Raw genomic sequence first — 17843 nt, forward strand, 5'->3', positions numbered from 1 at the left:
CGAAATATGAACCCTACGATATTAGCGATTGAATCGTCTTGTGATGAAACCTCGGCTTCTGTAATTAGGAACGGCCAGGTGCTCTCTAACATTGTGGCCACTCAGGCAATCCATGAGCAATACGGCGGGGTGGTTCCAGAGTTGGCCTCCAGGGCGCATCAACAGAACATCATCCCGGTGGTGGCCCAGGCGCTGCAAACAGCAAATATAGAAAAATCTGCATTGGATGCGGTGGCCTTTACCCGTGGCCCCGGATTATTGGGCGCCCTGCTGGTGGGCTGCTCCTTCGCCAAGTCCTTCGCGCTGGGCTTGAACCTGCCTTTGATTGAGGTAAACCACATGCAGGCGCACATTCTGGCCCATTTCATTGATGATCCTAAGCCCAATTTTCCGTTCCTGTGCCTGACCGTGAGCGGCGGCCACACCCAGATTGTGCTGGTACGCAGCCACCTGGACATGGAAGTGCTGGGCCAAACCACCGATGACGCTGTGGGCGAAGCCTTTGACAAATCTGCTAAGCTGCTGGGCTTGCCGTACCCCGGCGGTCCCTTGCTGGACAAGATGGCGACCACCGGCAACCCAGATAAGTTTACGTTTCCTATTGTGAACATGGACGGCTATGACTACTCCTTTAGCGGCATCAAAACGTCCATCCTCAACTTTGTCAAGAAAAACGCGGCGGCAGAACCAGACTTTGTGCAGAACAACCTGGCAGACATCTGCGCCAGCATTCAAAAAGCGCTCATCCAAACGCTCATGAAAAAGTTGGTTCTGGCAGCCAAGGAGCAGGGCGTGAAGGAGATTGCCATTGCGGGCGGCGTTTCGGCCAACACGGGCCTGCGCCAGACCTTGCAGGACTATGCCCAGCGGTACCATTGGAACGTGTACCTGCCTGCCTTTGAGTACTGCACAGACAATGCCGCCATGATTGCCATGGCCGCTCATTACCAGTATCTGGCCGGAGATTTCACCACGCAGTATGCCAGCCCAGACCCACGGTTGAAGTTCAGTAAGTTTTAAACCAGGCGTTTCGTTTTTGGCCAGTTTTCTGGGAAAGAGCACAAAAACGGCGAGTCCTTCGTTCACGGGGAGCAGCTGGAGTTGTATAGGAAAAAAATTCTTCCTTAACTTACCCCTTGGGTAGACGTTTATTCTTTCTAGATATTTCTACCAACCTACCACCTAAGCCAGTGGGAATGCGAAACGCCTTACTTCTCATTTTAACTTTCATGACCCTTCTTCAAGCACAATGTCAAACAAACCATGTGAAGCTTGGTAAGACCCTTTTTGACGCGCACAGCGCCTACCGGGAGCCTACCATTACCCACCGAAGGTTTAAGCACAAAGACATTGTCCCGCTGTTAGAAGAACTCAAGCAGCATCCTGCGTTTCAGGTGCAGGTGGTGGGAAAGTCTGTGGAGCAGCGCGATATCTACTTGGTCAAGGCGGGCACCGGGCCCACCAAGGTCATGCTCTGGTCCCAGATGCACGGCGATGAGCCCACCGCCACCATGGCCCTGCTGGACATCTTCAATTTCCTGCAAGCCTCCGGCGATGAGTTTGATGCCGTCAGGAAAGAGATTCTGGAGCAGAACACGCTCTACTTCATTCCCATGCTCAACCCAGACGGAACAGACGTCTACAAACGGAGAAACGCCCTCAACATAGACCTCAACCGGGATGCCATTCGGCTGCAAAGCCCCGAGGCCCGCTTGCTCAAGGCCCTACGCGACAGCCTCAAGCCAGAGTTTGGTTTCAATCTGCATGACCAAAGCCGCTTCTACACGGTGGGCACCACCCCAAAACCGGCCACCATTTCCTTTCTGGCGCCGGCCTTTGATTACAAGCAAACCATCAACTCGGTGCGGGAGCGGGCCATGCGCACCATTGTAGGCTTGAATGAAGTAGTACAGCAGTTCATTCCTGGTCAGGTGGCCAAATATTCAGATGAGCACGAGCCCCGCGCCTTCGGCGACAACATACAGAAATGGGGAACCAGCCTGATCCTGATTGAATCTGGCGGGATGCAGGGCGACCCAGAAAAACAGTACATCCGGCAGATCAACTTCGCCACCATTTTGGCCGCGCTGCAAATCATCGGCAGTAAGTCGTACACCAGGTTTGAACGCGCCGAGTACTATAAGATACCAGAGAACCAGCGAAACTTGTTTGACCTGGTCCTGCGCGACGTGCGTTACAAAGAAAACGGCAAGAACTGCGTAATAGACGTGGGCATCTTGCAGGAAGAAATAGACGCGCCCATTCCACAGCAATTCTACTATAAGAGCAGCGTAGAGGAGATTGGCGACATGAGCGTGTTTTATGGCTACCAGGAACTGGACGGCAAAGGCCTGACCCTGGTGCCGGGCAAGGTGCTGGAGACACCCCTGAATGACCTTTCTGAGCTGACGCATGAACGTCTGCTGCAACTGTTATCTGAGGGCTATACTACCGTGCGCATGCAAACGCTGCCGTATAACATCAACCCAGTGGAGCAACTGCCCTTGAACTTGGTGCACGTAAGCGGCCGGGTGTCACACGCGCTGGGCCTGGACCGCATGGCCAACTTTGTCTTAAGGCAGGAAGACGGCACGGTGCGCTACGCCATTGTCAACGGCTTTGTCTATGACCTGCAGGGCGAACGGCCCCGGCTCTTCCACGGCGTTGTACTGTAACCTCGTTTTTGGCCTGTTTTTCAGAATATAGCCTAAAAACGAACACGGCAAAGGTTTCTTTGCTTCTGGTTTGGACTGGTAAAAAAGGGAATAAATTAAAAGCCCAGAAACTCTAATGCTTGAAAACCGCCAGCCTCTCCTGGAGGTGTAGCGGTTTTTTTGTGCCGGCTTTGTATCTTACCGCTTCATTCCAACCTAGACAAACCCTTTTTCCATGGTTTTAAATTATTTGTGGGCGGCGTTCTTCATCATCGCCTTCTGCATTGCGCTGTTCAAGCTCATCGTTTTTCAAGACGTGGAGATATTTCAGAAGCTGGTGACCAGCATGTTTGATAATGCTAAAACTGGTTTTGAAATATCCCTTGGCCTGACGGCAGTCATGACTCTTTTTTTGGGTTTGATGAAGGTTGGCGAGCGGGGAGGCATCATTGCCATCTTCGCGAAGTTGGTGGGACCTTTCTTTAACCGGCTGTTCCCCGAGATTCCTAAAAACCACCCGGTGTTCGGCTCCATTCTCATGAACTTCTCTGCCAACATGCTGGGCCTGGACAACGCGGCCACGCCACTGGGGCTAAAAGCCATGAAAGAGATGCAGGAACTGAACCCGGAAAAAGAGACGGCCTCCAATGCGCAGATCATGTTTCTGGTGCTCAACGCCTCTGGCCTCACCATTATACCCATCAGTATCATGGTGTTCAGGGCGCAGATGGGCGCGGCAGACCCCTCAGACATCTTTATCCCCATATTGCTGGCTACCTTTTTCTCCACCATCACGGGTCTGGTGGTAGTGGCCCTGTACCAGCGCATCAACTTGTTTGACAAGGTGATTCTGGGGTATCTGGGTACTATGGTTCTGCTGGTTGGTGGGCTTATCTATTATTTTTCAACCATTTCTCAGGAGCGAATAGGGGTTATCTCGTCGGTAGCCAGCAATGTGATTTTGTTTAGCATCTTTGTATCCTTTGTCGCCTTGGCGCTCATCCGGAAGGTAAACGTGTATGATGCCTTTATTGAAGGCGCCAAGGAAGGGTTCTCAGTAGCTATTTCCATCATTCCATTCCTGATTGCCATCTTGGTGGCGGTGGGCGTGTTCCGGGCTTCGGGGGCGCTGGATTACCTGGTAAACGGCATTGGCTTTCTGTTTTCGCTCACGGGCATGAACACAGACTTTGTACCGGCCTTGCCGGTGGCCTTCATGAAGCCTCTCAGCGGAAGCGGTGCGCGCGGCCTCATGGTGGAAGCCATGCAAACCTACGGCGCTGACTCCTTCGTGGCCCGGGTGGCTTCTACCATTCAAGGGTCCACAGAGACCACGTTCTACATTCTGGCCGTGTACTTCGGGTCAGTGGGCATCAAGAAAACCAGGTACGCACTGGTCTGCGGCCTGCTCGCCGACTTGGCCGGCGTGATTGCCGCCATCGCGCTAGCCTACTTGTTCTTTAAATAAAACGCCGTTTTTAGGCTGTTTCCTGAGAAATAGCCCAAAAACGAATAGAGTAAATTCTCTAGTTTCAACCAAAAAGCGGCTCTCATAGTGGAGCCGCTTTTTGGTTGAAAGAATATTCTGTCTTGTCTTCTGTTACATGAAACTCAAGATGGGGCCTTATTGCCAACGCCAGCACGTTTAAGTTTTGCGCCGATGTTTCTTTCGGGTGAAAACTGTACCTTTCTTTACTACAGCACTTGCCGTTTTTGGCTTATTTTCGCGGAAACAGGCTAAAAACGAGACCATGTCCACCCAACTGCAAAACCCTACGCCAGACCAATACTTAACCAATCCCGCGCTGCCGGTGATCAGAAAAGACTGGCAGGGGAACCCTATGTACAAAGGTCGGTTTTTGAACGAGTTCAGGCCGGGCGATCATTCGCTTAAGAAAGTACTCAAGTGGATGCTGCAGGCCAACCCCCAGAAGCAGGCGAAAAAGCAGGACCACTGGACGCCAGCCCTCCATGACCCCAAGCCCTTCCTGCAAGGCCACCAGGACGGAATGTTCTGGCTGGGGCACGCTACGTTTTTTATTAGAATGGAAGGCGTGACGTTCCTCACAGATCCCGTCTTCTTTGGAGGGCCCATGATGAAGCGCAAAACCGCCCTGCCGCTGGAAATAAAAGACCTGCCCAAGATAGATTATGTCTTGCTCTCCCACGGCCACTATGACCACTGCGACAAGAAAAGTCTGAAGCTCTTACAACAGCACAACGCCTTTGAACTGCTCTGCCCGCTCAGGTTAAGCAGCGTGGTGCAGAAGTGGCTCCCCGATACCAAAATACAAGAGGCCGGCTGGTACCAACAGTTTGATCTACCCATTGCCACAAAGTTGTTCATGCTACCGGCCTTCCACTGGCACAAGCGCGGGCTGCTGGATGAAGACACCTGCCTCTGGGGAAGCTTCCTGCTGCAGGGGCCTTCGCAGACGGTGTATTTTGGGGCCGATTCTGGGTATGAGCGTCATTTTAAAGAGATACAAAAGCTGTTTCCGGAGATGGATGTCTGCCTGCTGGGCGTGGGCGCGTACAGTCCCAATTTCATGATGCGCGACAGCCATACCAACCCAGAAGAGGCGGTGCAGGCGTTCCATGACCTGGGCGGCAAACGTATGGTGCCCATGCATTATGGTACGTTTGACCTTTCAGACGAGCCCGCCAGTGAACCCGCCACTCAACTCAAAGCCATGGAACAGTCTGGCGCTGTGCACGGTCAACTATGCCTTCTGGGCCTGGGAGAACCACTGCTGTTTTAGAACCTCGTGCTAACCTCGTTTTTGGCTTATTTTCCAGAAAACAGGCTAAAAACGAGTGGGAAAGTTTCTCGGGAAAGAAATCATTTAAGTGAAATCATCAGCCTACTTCTAGCATTTGCCCATTGACCTAAAAATGGTTTTACCGTATGCTAAAGATACGTTTCACTTAAATGGATACCGTTATGGCAAATGAACTGAATAAGAACCGCGATGACCGTCAGGATAAAACGGGCAATACTGGTGCAGAAAATAAAAAGACCGATTTTAAAAATAGAGCAGTGCCACCAGACGCCTCCTCAGATGAGCGGCGTACCAAAGACATGCCGGGCATGCCCAACCAGGATAGCGGCAGCCGAGGCGCTAAAAGCGTAGAAGACGGCGGGCAGTCTACGGGTAACTCTGCCGGTGGCCATTAATATTTCTTCCTTCCAATAAAAAACGCCCCAATTGCTATCTGGCAGGTGGGGCGTTTTTTATTGGTCATAGGTGCAGATAAACTTGCTTAAATCTGGGGAGTGCCGGCGGTTACGCTTTAACTCATAGTCATATACCACCCGACCCAGGTCTCTCAAAAATGGAAACCCAATGCTGTCATACTCATATTTGCCGTCATTGTAAATACCGTCTTCATTGGTGTGCACGACCGCGCTCAGCAGAAACTCCACCTTGTTCTCAAAGTCCACTATGTAGGCATTGTCAATCAGAAACCCGTAGGACTGGCCAATCTTGTTGAAAATCCTGATGTGGCCCGGAATGCGCTCCTGCCGGGTGGGCCCGCCGTAGAGCAGGTATTTCACAAAAGCGTCTGGGTACTCGGTTTCTGGATATTCAGGATAAGTGGTCTCACGGGGCAGCTGGGACATATACTGGTAGAGAAACCGGTAATCTTCTGGCGTTAAGTTGAATCTGTTCTGAGCCGGCACGGACTCGGGGAACAGAAGGGCCCGCAGCATCAGGTGCTGGTCTTCCAGCGCGAAGGTATTGGAATAGGCAAAGTCGCGGGGTTTCATCTCCAGCACATCGTCATTGGTATAGTTGCCAATGCCTTTGAGAAGGGGCGTGGGGTTCTGGTAGCTCTTGCTGCTCTTCACCAACGGTTGCTGGTGCACCAACTTATCCTTCTGGTAAAACCTGACGGGATTGGTGTATTGGTCCAATTCAAAGGGCAGAAAGGTAGAAAGCCGCACCGGCAGCCTGATGCTATTGTACCCTTTGGCTTTTAATCCTTCGTTCAAAGGCTCCTGGCCCACAAACTCATACAGGCGGTTGTAGGCGTCATTGTCACTGGTCACCAGAATCTTCTTAATATAATGAGCAATGGACGGAAAGCCGCTGGCCGAGGTGGAGTCTTTGCTCACCGCCGTCTGGCCTTGGTGGGCACTGTCTGTGAGCATGACCGCCTCTTTGGTAAGGCCCTGCGCGGCCAGGCAGTTCACCTTCTCCAGCGCCATGAGCGCACCGGGCAATTTGACGGTGCTGGCCGGGTTAAAATATTGATTAGGGTTTACCTGGTAGTGGTAGGTTTTAAAAGATGGTTGGTTGTGTTTGTCGCGGTTGATTTGGGTGTACAGAATCTGGATTTCATACTTTTCTGGATGCTCCAGCAACTGCCTGAATTTTTCTGGATGCTTTTTCAGGAGCCGCTCTAACAATTTGTCCGTTTTGGTTTGGGCAGAGGTAGCATTGGTGAGCATAAGCAGGGAGAGGAATAGGAGCAGGGGAGATTTCATGGATGTTTGCTGATGGGTAGAGCCAGAGACAGGTCCTATTTAAGAAGGATTCGGCGTTTTTCAAACTGATTGGATTTTATAAGACAGGGCAGGCAAGGACATCAATCTTTCAATTTTGGTGATGGATGCTACATTTCTTTGGCGCTCGTTTTTCGCTTGTTTTCCAGGAAATAGGCCAAAAACGACCTGCAATGGAGGAAGGCAGATTTCAACTTCGGAGCAATCTGGCCCACCAGAAGAGAGGTAAGCACCTATTATTTCGTCGATTTTCCCCCAAGCTAGTTTCCAGAAACTACCGTATCTTCAGGGGCAGAAGTCAAGTTTCATTCGTCCTTATCTCCATGCAACACTTATTTGAGCCCGGGGCTACCCAAGAATACCGTAAAACCGTCACAGCGGCAGAATTTGCGCGTTTTGAGGCAGGGTTGGTGCACCCGGTCTGCTCCACGTTTGCGCTGGGCCAGGCCATGGAGTGGGCCAGCCGGCTGTTTGTGCTGAAAATGCGCGACCCAGACGAAGAAGGCATTGGCACCATGCTGCACATTGATCACCAAGGGCCCGCTTTTGAAGGAGAAGAACTGGTGGTGGTGGCCACGTACAAAAGCCTGACCGGCAACGCACTGCTCTGTGATATTTCCGTACACGCAGGAGAACGGTTGGTGGCCACGGGTCAAACCGGCCAGAAGATTTTGAAAAAAGAGAAGATACACCGACTTTTGACGAACAAACCCCAGTAGATGGCCAAAGGAAAAGAGAAAGACAGACTGCAGAAAACGGTGAACATTGTGAACCGCCGGGCTAGCTATGAGTATTCCTTCATAGTCAAGTACACCGCCGGCATTATGCTCAAGGGCACCGAGATCAAATCCATACGCGAAGGCAACGTGAACCTCACAGACGGGTACTGCACCTTCCACGGTCTGGAATTGGTCCTGCACCAGGTCACCATCGCCAAATACACTGAGGGCACCCACTACAACCATGAGCCTACCCGGGACCGCAAACTGCTCCTGAACAAACGCGAGCTAAAGCAGCTCAAAGAAAAGGCCCAGGAGCAAGGCGTGACCATCATACCGTTGCGCTTGTTTATAAGTGAGCGTGGATTTGCCAAAGTAGAGATAGCGCTGGCCAAAGGCAAGAAACTCTATGACAAACGCGATGACATCAAAGAACGTGACATCAAACGCGAAATGGCCCGCGAACGCTTTTAGCGCCAGAGGCGCCAATTAAAAATTAAGAATTATAAAAGTATCTAATAGTTCTAACTCTTACCGGGCACAGCCCATTTCTAATTTCTAATTTTGAATTTCTAATTAACGTAAGTGAACGTCGGGATTTGTAAGCTGAGTTTGGTGCCGGTGCGCAGGGAGCCGTCAGATAGGAGTGAGCAGGTGACGCAGTTGGTCTTCGGGGAGTGCTATGAAGTGCAGCAAACCCAGGAGAAATGGCTGCAGGTGCGCATTGCTTCTGATGATTATCTGGGTTGGATAGATGCCAAGCAGCATTTTCCCGTGTCTGACGCGTATTTTCAGGAATGGAGCGCGGTGGAGCATCCCAGGTCCATGGACATTGTGCAGACCGTGAGCGGCGGCAACCAGGTTATTCCCATTGGCCTGGGCAGTCGGCTTCCTTTTTTTGACGGAATCAACCTGAGAATAGGCGAGGAGAAGATGGTCTACAACGGCCGTGCCACCAACCCGGCGCTGCCCTACCGCGAGAACTTCCTGCAGAAAATGGCGCTGCTGTTCATGAAAGCGCCCTACGTGTGGGGAGGGAAGTCGGTGTTCGGGATTGATTGTTCTGGGTTTGTGCAGCAGGTGTACGGGTTGTGCGGCCATTCTTTATTACGAGACGCCAGCCAGCAGGTGGTTCACGGCCAGGAGGTGCATTTTGTAAGCCAGACCCGCCCCGGCGACGTGGCCTTTTTTGACAACGACGAAGGCCGCATCATCCACGTGGGCATTGTGTTGGAAGACCAGCAGATCATTCATGCCTCAGGTGAGGTGCGCGTTGACCAGCTAGACCACCACGGCATCTACAACCGGGAGCTGAAGCGTTATTCCCACAAGTTGCGCATCATCAAACGAATTCTTTCTTAGAATAAGGCAATCCGTGTAACTCTATATTTGCGTATTCAGTTTTTAAGAATCTGGAAGTTTCTGTGTATCTTCCTGTTACCTTCTAACTGGATGCCTTATGACCGGAAAAGTACTTTTGCTGAATCAAGACTATTCAGCCATTGCCGTGTGCAGTATCCCTAAAGCGTTTGTGCTGCTTTTCCTGGAGAAAGCCGAGGTCATTGCCCAGGACCAACTGAACGGCATTCGGACGGTGAGAACCGTCTACCCACTGCCGCTGGTCATCAAACTACAGCATTACGTGCGCGTTCCCTACAAAGGCATTTCTCTTACCCGGCAGAACGTCATGCGCCGGGACCGTAACTGCTGCCAGTACTGCGGCTCCACCAGAAACCTCACCATTGACCATCTGGTGCCCCGCTCCCGGGGCGGCGAAACCTCTTGGTACAACCTGATCACGGCCTGTTCGCGCTGCAATTCCATCAAAGGCGACCGCACCCCGGAGGAAGTCTCCATGAAGCCCAAGAGCAAGCCGCACAAGCCTTCTTTGGTGTCCTTCTTAAGAGCCAACATTCAGGAAATGGACCATGTCTGGCTGCCTTATTTGGGTGAACGGGTGAGAGCTTAATAAAATCTGTATATTAGGTTTCCATTAATCCATAAGTCCATGAAAAAGACCTTCTGTTTGGTAATATTGGCGGCCGGCCTGCTTTCACTTGAAGTACAAGCCCAGGATGGCACCAATGCGCTGGTGTGGCCTCTACAAAAGTCTTATGCCGCCGTTCAAATGGAAAGTTCTCCCTATTGTGTCATGAAAATTGGCCGGGACGCGCATGCTTTCAACCACAAGGACGTGGATAAAATTAACAAGCAATGGATTAGTTCTGTGGAGGTGTATAAAGACGCCAAGGCGCTTGAACTGTATGGAGAAAAGGCAAAAGATGGCGTTGTGATTATTAATATTAAAGAAGAATATGCTAACCAAGCGCTGGAGTTCCTGAATAAGAAGGAGTAAGGTTAATTCCTTTTCTCCTTGAATAAGATGAGCCTCGTTTTTGACCTCTTTTCTGGAAAAGAAGCCAAAAACGAGGTTTTTGTTTTGAGGTTCTCCAATAGTTGTCTTTCAAACAAACATTCTAGTGGTTGGTGGAAGTTTACATGTTGGCAACGTCAATAACAACGGCCCGGCATATCATATATAGCGTCTTTCCATGGAACGACGCTACGATTTCCGTTTTTGGCGTGTTTTCAGGAAAAGAGGCCAAAAACGGGCTTCTGGCTTAGGATCATTCACTCGCTGGAGAATATAGCCAAGTCCTATCTAATTCTATCTGGAAATTTTGTAACTTCGCGGCGCGTTCAAGGTGAATGCCGCAGTCTTTAAGTAAAGATTGTGTCTGTTTTAGAAACTACGCTTGGGCAAGTGGCTCATAGTCCAGGCGTTACATTCTGGGCCAACGCTTATTTATGGCAAATTTAGAAGATTTTGACTGGGGAAAATTTGATTCTCAGGGCTTCGGTGGTTCTTACTCAGCTGATGAGAGAGCCAAGATGGAGCAAATGTATGCCGACACCCTGAACACCGTTCAGGAAGAGGAAGTGATCAAAGGTACCGTTGTTGGTATCACGGATCGCGACGTAATCTTGAACATCGGCTTTAAGTCTGATGGTCTGGTTCCGGTTTCTGAATTCCGTGACATGCCGGATTTGAAAATCGGTGATGAGGTTGAGGTATTCATTGAGGATCAGGAAGACCCGAACGGTCAGTTAATCCTGTCTCGTAAGAAAGCCAAAATTGTGAAAGCGTGGGAGATGATCTACGGCGCTTTGGAGAACGACACTGTACTGGAAGGTGTAGTGAAACGCAGAACCAAAGGTGGTTTGATCACAGACCTTTACGGTGTAGAGGCCTTCTTGCCAGGTTCGCAAATTGACGTGAAACCAATCCGCGACTTCGACATTTATGTTGGTCGTAAGATGGAAGTGAAAGTGGTGAAAATCAACGCCGCTTTTGATAACGTAGTAGTGTCGCACAAAGTGTTGATCGAGAAAGACCTTGAGCAACAACGTGCCGCCATCTTGAACAACCTTGAAAAAGGTCAGGTTCTGGAAGGTGTGATCAAAAACATGACCAACTTCGGTGTGTTCATCGACCTTGGTGGTGTAGACGGTCTACTACACATCACAGATATTTCATGGGGACGCATCAACCACCCGCAAGAGGTGTTAGAGCTAGACCAGAAAGTAAACGTGGTAGTGTTGGATTTCGACGACGACAAGAAGCGTATTTCTCTAGGTATGAAGCAATTGACTGCTCATCCTTGGGATGCTCTTCCTGGCGAAGTGGAAGTTGGCTCACGCGTGAAAGGCAGAATTGTAAACGTAGCCGATTACGGTGCGTTCTTAGAATTGATGCCAGGCGTAGAAGGCTTGATCCACGTGTCAGAAATGTCTTGGTCTCAGCACCTGCGCAACCCACAAGACTTCATCAAGCAAAATGATGAGATTGAGGCAGTTGTGTTGACTTTGGATAGAGATGAGCGCAAAATGTCATTGGGCATTAAGCAGTTGTCTGAAGATCCATGGACTAAGCAAGATGTATTGACTAAATATGCAGTAGGTACTAAGCACACAGGTGTTGTTCGTAACCTTACTAACTTCGGCTTGTTCATTGAACTGGAAGAAGGCGTAGACGGTCTGGTACACGTGTCTGACCTTTCTTGGACTAAGAAAATCAAGCACCCTTCTGAGTTTGTAAAAGTTGGTGAGAACCTAGATGTAATCGTTCTTGAATTGGACGCTACTTCACGTCGTCTGGCCCTTGGTCACAAGCAATTAGAAGAAAATCCTTGGGATACGTTCGCTACTGTATTCACGGTAGGTTCTACGCACAAAGCCACTGTTTTGGAGAAATCTGACAGAGGTGCTACGCTAGAGTTGCCGTACGGTATTGAAGGTTTCGCGTTCCCTAAAGGCTTAGCCAAAGAAGACGGTTCTGCCGTTGAAGCTGGTGAGCAATTGGATTTCAAAGTAACTGAGTTCTCTAAAGAAGATCGTAAGATCATCTTGTCTCATACTGCGGTACACACTGCCCAGCCAGAAGACGCTAAGAGAAAGAAATTTGAGAAGAAAGATGCGCCGGCCGCTGGTACAGCCAAAGCTGCTGCCCCTGCTGCTCCTAAGAAAGAAGAAGTACGTGCTACTTTGGGCGACTTAGATGCTCTTTCTGCCTTGAAAGATCAAATGATGTCTACTGAGAAAGAAGCTGGCGAGAAGAAATTGGCCGCTGCCGCAAAAGCGCGCGCTGAGAAGTCTCCAGAAGCTGACGCCTCAGCAGAAGCTACTGAGTCTGCTGAGTAATCTGCCGGTTTAGTAAATTTTAATGGAAAGAGCCCCAAGCAGTTGGGGCTCTTTTTTTATGCAGAGGGCTAAAAAGTGCCCAGAAAATTGGCCTCCTATTAAAATGAGTGTATATTTGCATTCCCAAACACGGTAACGTGGCCGAGTGGCTAGGCAGAGCTCTGCAAAAGCTCGTACAGCGGTTCGAATCCGCTCGTTACCTCATTTAAGGAAGGAAAGCCCGCTTAGAGAAATCTACAGCGGGCTTTTTCGTTTATAGACTGTTCTTGTTGGCCGGGTGATTTGTATTCCTTCTTTTCTCCTCCAAGCTCTTCCCATCTTCGCTAAAAGTCTCTCATCTGGCAAGCCCATGCAAAAGGTGAAAAAACGGCCTCAGTACTTTCCGCAGGTAGTTTTTAGGGGTAAGACGCAAATATTCAAGTTCTCTAATCTTTTTGGTTTTTTCTGCGTACGCCCTACGTCTCCCGGTTGTTAAAGGAACCCTCAAGCAGTAGTGGTATTGGCAACGGGTAAGGCGTAAGAACACCACCCATCATAAGGAACAATGCTTATGACTGTAAAAGCCAGAAAACAAAAAGAGCTGGAACAAGCCCCTGTAGAATATAAGACCCCCAACGGAACCTTGATTGCCATAGGTGGCGCTGAGAACAAAGGAGATGAGACCCATGAAGAGATAAAGAACCACAATTTTGTAAAGAATGAGATTCTTCAACGCTTTGTAGACGAGCTTAAAAAGGAAGACCCCATGGTGGTGGTCATTCCTTCAGCCTCAGAAACGCCAGAAGTAGTGGGGCAGGAGTATGTGCGCGTCTTTAAAAAGCTTAAGGTGAGAAACGTAAAGGTGCTCCATCTTGCCTCCCGCGAGGAGTCTAACCTAGAGAGGCACCTTATGCTGGTCAAAAAAGCAGATGGGATCATGTTTACGGGCGGAGACCAGTTGCGCCTCACGGCCATATTTGGCGGTACAGAGGTTATGCGGCTCATCAAAGACCGCTATTATAATGAAAGGCTGGTCATTGCCGGCACTAGTGCCGGAGCCGCGGCCATGTCTACCCAGATGATCTTCCAGGGCCAGAGTGAAGGCTTCATCAAGGGGGCTGTCAGCATCACCGCCGGGCTAGAGTTGTTAAATGATGCGGCCATAGATACCCATTTTATTGCCAGGGGACGTATTGTAAGGATGGTACAGATGATTGCCACCAACCCCACGTTCATAGGCATTGGCCTTGAGGAAGATACGGGAGTGGTGGTCAAAAAAGGCAGAAATCTGGAAGTGATAGGCAGCGGCCTGGTTACTATTGTAGACGGCAGAAAAAGTACCTATACCAATATTTATGAAATTGAGGAGGGCGCCCCGGTGACCATGCGGGACCTGCGGGTTCATTTATTGGGCAAAGGTGATACCTACACCTTAGAAATTTTCTAACACCTATTCATATAAGATCCATACTGGACTGATTCAATGAAAATTGCAGAGATGCGCATTATGCGCGGGCCAAATTTCTGGTCTGTTAAGCACCCGAAGATTGTAGTACTGAAGTTGGACATGGAGGACCTGGACGGAGTTCTCACCACGCACTTAGATGGTTTTGCCCGGCGCCTGGAACAGATGTTCCCGGGCATGGTGGAGCACCGCAGCACAGAAGGTCAGGAAGGGGGGTATCTGCGGCGTGTGCACGAAGAAGGAGTTCCCTTAAGCAATGTAGTAGAACATGTGGCCCTGGAACTGCAAACTATGGGCGGAATGAACTCGGGCTTTGGCAGAACCTATCCGGCGCCGCAACCAGGGTTTGAGTACGTGGTTTTTTCGTACCAGGAGGAGAAAGCAGGTGTATACGCCGCGCACGCTGCCATTAGAGTAGTGACCGCTTTGGCTCAGAACCAAGCTTATGAAATAGCCCCAGACGTGCATGAGCTGCATGAGATACGGGAAGACGAGCACATAGGCCCTAGTACCTACGCCATTGTCTCAGAAGCCGTGGCCAGGGGCATTCCGTACATCAGGTTAAACAAGAACTCTCTCATTCAATTAGGTTACGGCGTAAACCAGAAGCGCATACAAGCCACCATGACCTGCCGCACGGCATCCTTTGCCGTAGAAATTGCTGGTGACAAGAACGCTACCAAAGAGATGCTGCATGAGGCGGGCGTTCCCGTGCCCGAAGGCGAGATTGTCTATGATCTGGAAGAACTCAAGCAGGCCGTGAAATTCTTGGGTTATCCCATTGTCACCAAACCGCTGGACGGTAACCATGGCAAGGGCGCTGGCATTAACCTACGTACATGGGAAGAAGCTGTGCGCGGTTTTGAAGTGGCCCAGCAGTACTCAGAGGCGGTGATTGTGGAGCAGTTCATAGAAGGATATGACTTCAGGCTGCTGGTGGTCAACCGTAAGTTTGTGGCTGCCGCCAAGCGCACGCCGGCCATGGTGGTGGGGGATGGCACATCTACCATTCAACAGCTCATTGACACCGTCAACAGCGATCCTAGACGCGGCGTAGGCCATGAGAAAGTGCTTACCAAAATCTCCATTGATAAAGACACCCAAGGCATTCTGCAAAAGAAAGGCTACACACTGGACACGGTTATCCAAGCAGGAGAGGAGCTGCAGTTAAAGAGCACCGCCAACCTTTCTACCGGTGGTACCGCCACTGACGTAACCGACCTCATTGACCCCTACAACGTGCTCATGGCAGAACGCATTGCCGGCACCATTGGTCTGGACATTTGCGGCATTGACGTTGTCACCACAGACATTGCCATTCCTTTGCCAGAAGCCCGCGGTGCCGTCATAGAGGTGAATGCTGCTCCCGGATTTAGAATGCATACCTCGCCCACAGATGGATTGCCGCGCAACGTAGCAGATCCTGTGATTGAGATGCTGTTCCCAGGTAACTGTCCATCCCGTATTCCAATCATTGCCATTACCGGTACCAACGGAAAAACCACCACTACGCGGCTAATAGCGCATATGGTCAAATCCAAAGGGTATCAGGTAGGCTTTACCACCACAGACGGCATTTACATCCAAGATAAGTTGTTGGAGAAAGGCGATACTACCGGTTCAAAAAGTGCTGAGTTTGTCTTGCGCGATCCTACCGTAAATTTTGCCGTGTTGGAGTGTGCCCGCGGCGGTATGCTGCGCCATGGCCTGGGCTTTGAGCAATGTGACATTGGCATTGTGACCAACGTGGCCGAAGACCACATGGGCTTGCGTGACATTTACACTCTGGAAGACATGGCCCGCGTAAAAGCCGTAGTACCCAAAAGCGTGAGCAAAGACGGCTACTCCATTCTCAACGCCGATGACGACCATGTCTTCAACATGGCCAAGGAAGTGGAGTCAAAAGTTGCGCTCTTCAGCATGGATGAAAACAACCCCAGAATCTTGAAGCACGTGGCCCAAGGAGGTTTGGCGGCGGTGTTTGAGAATGGCTACATTTCCATCTTCAAGAATACCTACAAGATACGCGTTGATCGTGTGGCAGACATACCGTTGACGTTTGGCGGTAGAGCCAAGTTTAACATTGAAAACGTGTTGGCCGCTACTTTGGCCGGCTACATCTCTCACTTCGAGATTTCTGAGATTAAGACGGCCTTGCGTACGTTTGTACCTTCGGCGAGTAAAACCCCGGGCCGCATGAACCTCTTCAAGTTCCCTACTTTTGAGGTGCTGGTGGACTACGCGCACAACCCGGCCGGCATGAAAGGCATCGCCGACTTTTTGCAGAACACAGACGCCCGGAAACGCGTGGGCATCATTGCTGGCGTGGGAGACAGACGTGAAGAAGACATGGTGGAACTGGGCAGAATGGCCGCTGAAATGTTTGACGAGGTGATTGTTCGCCAGGACAAAGACTCCAGAGGCCGCACCCCCGAAGAGATCAATAAATACGTGATTGAAGGCATTCTGCAGGCAGACCCCAACAAGCCGTTCCGCGTGATTCCGCAGGAGATGGTGGCCATTGCCTACGCCCTGGAGCACGCAGAGCGCAATTCCTTCATCACCATTTTCTCTGAAGACACTACCGAAGCCGTGAAGCTGGTAGAGAACTTCAAAACCATTCAAGATAGACGCGTGATGGTAGACTAATTAATATGAAGATGTGGAAATTTGAAGATGTGAAAATGACATTTTAAAATCATTGTAACATTCACTCACTCATTTCCATAAAAAAGCCCCAAAACGAGAAATCGTTTTGGGGCTTTTTTATGGAACAGTTGTTACTTGAGGGTGAAGGTGGCTGTGCCAATTAAGTAGCCGCCCGAGTAAAGCTCTATGGTATGCTTTCCGGTTTTGTAGGCTGCGCCTTTAGAATATAAGAAGGTCACTTGCTGTTGGGTGTTGTCAAAGACAATGTCACGTTTGGCGGTGTAAAAGACTTCCTTGCCTTCATGCTCAAACGTGCCGGAGCCCATGGCCAGGTTGTAGAGGGGAGAACCATCTGGCTCAATCAACCTCATCTGAATTTCTTTGCTTTCTTTTGGAGCTACCTCGTTCTTAGCCAGGTTGAACATGATTTTAATTTTGTCTACCTGCTTGGCTTTGAATTCCAGGTCATCGTCATCTTTCTCCTTTCCTCTGTTGTTCAAGATGGTGACGCGCACATTCTGGGCTTCCAGCTTTGAGGCCAGGGCTACTTTGTCTGAAAGTGCCTGGTTGTCGGTGGCCAGGGTGGTGATGGAGTCAGAGAGTTTGTTCTGGGTGGTTCGAAGGTCGGTGTTCTGGGTGTGCAGTTCTTCGTTGGCCTCCTGTAGCTTGGCTATTTCTTCATCTTTGCGCTTGAGGGCAGACTCCAGGCCGGCGGCGCGGTCTTTGAATCGTTTTTGGTCTGCCAGGGAGAAGCTACCGTTTCTGAAAGAGCGTAACTGCGCCAGGTCAGCGTTGATGGCGGCAATACGGGTTTCTAAAGAATCATTGGTGAGTCCCATGGATTGCAGCTCCTTGCTTTGACGCTCAAAGTCGGCTTTGAGGGTTTCAAACACCTTGATCTGGTTTTCCAGCTCAGTGCTCTTCACCTTGATGATCTCTTTCTGCTCCTCGTTTTCTTGCGTTTTCTGCTGCTGCATGTAAATAAGGATGCCGTTGATGCTGAGCAGCACAATGATCAAACCTACTACTAACAGTTTCCGGTTGCTATCCTTTTCAGGGGTTTCAGTGGCCATAAGATGGGTATATGTTGGTAAAATGGGGTTGCACGGCGTACCGTATCCTTACAAAAATACGGTTCTCTCTATCCTTTGCAAATCTCAGCAGAA

Annotated in this window: 15 protein-coding genes and 1 tRNA gene; 14 read left to right on the top strand and 2 right to left on the bottom strand. The window is 50.2% G+C overall.

The annotated features are described in order from the left end of the window. Positions 1–6: 6 nt before the first annotated feature. The 5 genes from tsaD to GU926_RS01330 all read left to right on the top strand — a co-directional run bounded on the left by tsaD (position 7) and on the right by GU926_RS01330 (position 5832). Positions 7–1020 (top strand): tRNA (adenosine(37)-N6)-threonylcarbamoyltransferase complex transferase subunit TsaD, encoded by a 1014-nt coding sequence (tsaD, locus tag GU926_RS01310; protein ID WP_160688295.1) that lies wholly within the window; start codon positions 7–9, stop codon positions 1018–1020. A 245-nt stretch (positions 1021–1265) separates the two neighbouring features. Further along, positions 1266–2675 carry a M14 family metallopeptidase gene (locus tag GU926_RS01315; protein WP_232058395.1) on the top strand — a complete coding sequence of 470 codons (1410 nt, stop codon included), beginning with the start codon at positions 1266–1268 and terminating at the stop codon, positions 2673–2675. 214 nt (positions 2676–2889) lie between these two features. Continuing rightward, a complete protein-coding gene (locus GU926_RS01320; RefSeq protein ID WP_160688299.1) occupies positions 2890–4122 on the top strand; it encodes a nucleoside recognition domain-containing protein in 1233 nt (410 codons plus the stop codon). 283 nt (positions 4123–4405) lie between these two features. Beyond that, entirely contained in the window at positions 4406–5416 is a 1011-nt protein-coding gene (locus GU926_RS01325) for an MBL fold metallo-hydrolase (RefSeq protein WP_160688301.1), read from the top strand. 182 nt (positions 5417–5598) lie between these two features. Further along, the gene (locus GU926_RS01330; protein WP_160688303.1) at positions 5599–5832 is read left to right on the top strand and encodes a hypothetical protein; all 234 of its coding nucleotides are present in this window, start codon (positions 5599–5601) and stop codon (positions 5830–5832) included. A gap of 57 nt (positions 5833–5889) precedes the next feature. On the opposite strand, the gene GU926_RS01335 is transcribed toward GU926_RS01330, so the two are convergent. Then, entirely contained in the window at positions 5890–7146 is a 1257-nt protein-coding gene (locus GU926_RS01335; RefSeq protein ID WP_160688305.1) for a serine hydrolase, read from the bottom strand. A gap of 341 nt (positions 7147–7487) precedes the next feature. Here GU926_RS01335 and GU926_RS01340 point away from each other — a divergent pair, with 341 nt between their 5' ends. From GU926_RS01340 to cphA, 9 genes are all read left to right on the top strand, one after another. Continuing rightward, positions 7488–7883 carry a thioesterase family protein gene (locus GU926_RS01340; RefSeq protein ID WP_160688307.1) on the top strand — a complete coding sequence of 132 codons (396 nt, stop codon included), beginning with the start codon at positions 7488–7490 and terminating at the stop codon, positions 7881–7883. Further along, the gene (gene smpB / locus GU926_RS01345) at positions 7884–8357 is read left to right on the top strand and encodes an SsrA-binding protein SmpB (protein WP_160688309.1); all 474 of its coding nucleotides are present in this window, start codon (positions 7884–7886) and stop codon (positions 8355–8357) included. It abuts the gene before it with no gap. Between the two features lie 111 nt (positions 8358–8468). Next, positions 8469–9245, top strand: coding sequence for a C40 family peptidase (locus GU926_RS01350; RefSeq protein ID WP_232058396.1), 777 nt, complete (start codon positions 8469–8471; stop codon positions 9243–9245). A gap of 97 nt (positions 9246–9342) precedes the next feature. After that, a complete protein-coding gene (locus tag GU926_RS01355) occupies positions 9343–9852 on the top strand; it encodes an HNH endonuclease (RefSeq protein ID WP_160688311.1) in 510 nt (169 codons plus the stop codon). 39 nt (positions 9853–9891) lie between these two features. After that, a complete protein-coding gene (locus tag GU926_RS01360; protein WP_160688313.1) occupies positions 9892–10239 on the top strand; it encodes a hypothetical protein in 348 nt (115 codons plus the stop codon). Between the two features lie 452 nt (positions 10240–10691). Further along, positions 10692–12584 (top strand): 30S ribosomal protein S1, encoded by a 1893-nt coding sequence (gene rpsA, locus GU926_RS01365; protein WP_160688315.1) that lies wholly within the window; start codon positions 10692–10694, stop codon positions 12582–12584. Between the two features lie 131 nt (positions 12585–12715). Continuing rightward, positions 12716–12786 (top strand) — tRNA-Cys (locus GU926_RS01370). 348 nt (positions 12787–13134) lie between these two features. Then, a complete protein-coding gene (locus GU926_RS01375) occupies positions 13135–14010 on the top strand; it encodes a cyanophycinase (protein ID WP_160688317.1) in 876 nt (291 codons plus the stop codon). A 36-nt stretch (positions 14011–14046) separates the two neighbouring features. After that, positions 14047–16677, top strand: coding sequence for a cyanophycin synthetase (gene cphA, locus GU926_RS01380; protein ID WP_160688320.1), 2631 nt, complete (start codon positions 14047–14049; stop codon positions 16675–16677). A gap of 131 nt (positions 16678–16808) precedes the next feature. Here the strand turns inward: cphA and GU926_RS01385 are convergent, their stop codons facing one another. Then, the gene (locus GU926_RS01385; RefSeq protein WP_160688322.1) at positions 16809–17750 is read right to left on the bottom strand and encodes a hypothetical protein; all 942 of its coding nucleotides are present in this window, start codon (positions 17748–17750) and stop codon (positions 16809–16811) included. Between the last annotated feature and the right edge of the window lie 93 nt (positions 17751–17843).

It is taken from the genome of Nibribacter ruber, assembly GCF_009913235.1.
Classification (GTDB): Bacteria; Bacteroidota; Bacteroidia; order Cytophagales; family Hymenobacteraceae; genus Nibribacter; species Nibribacter ruber.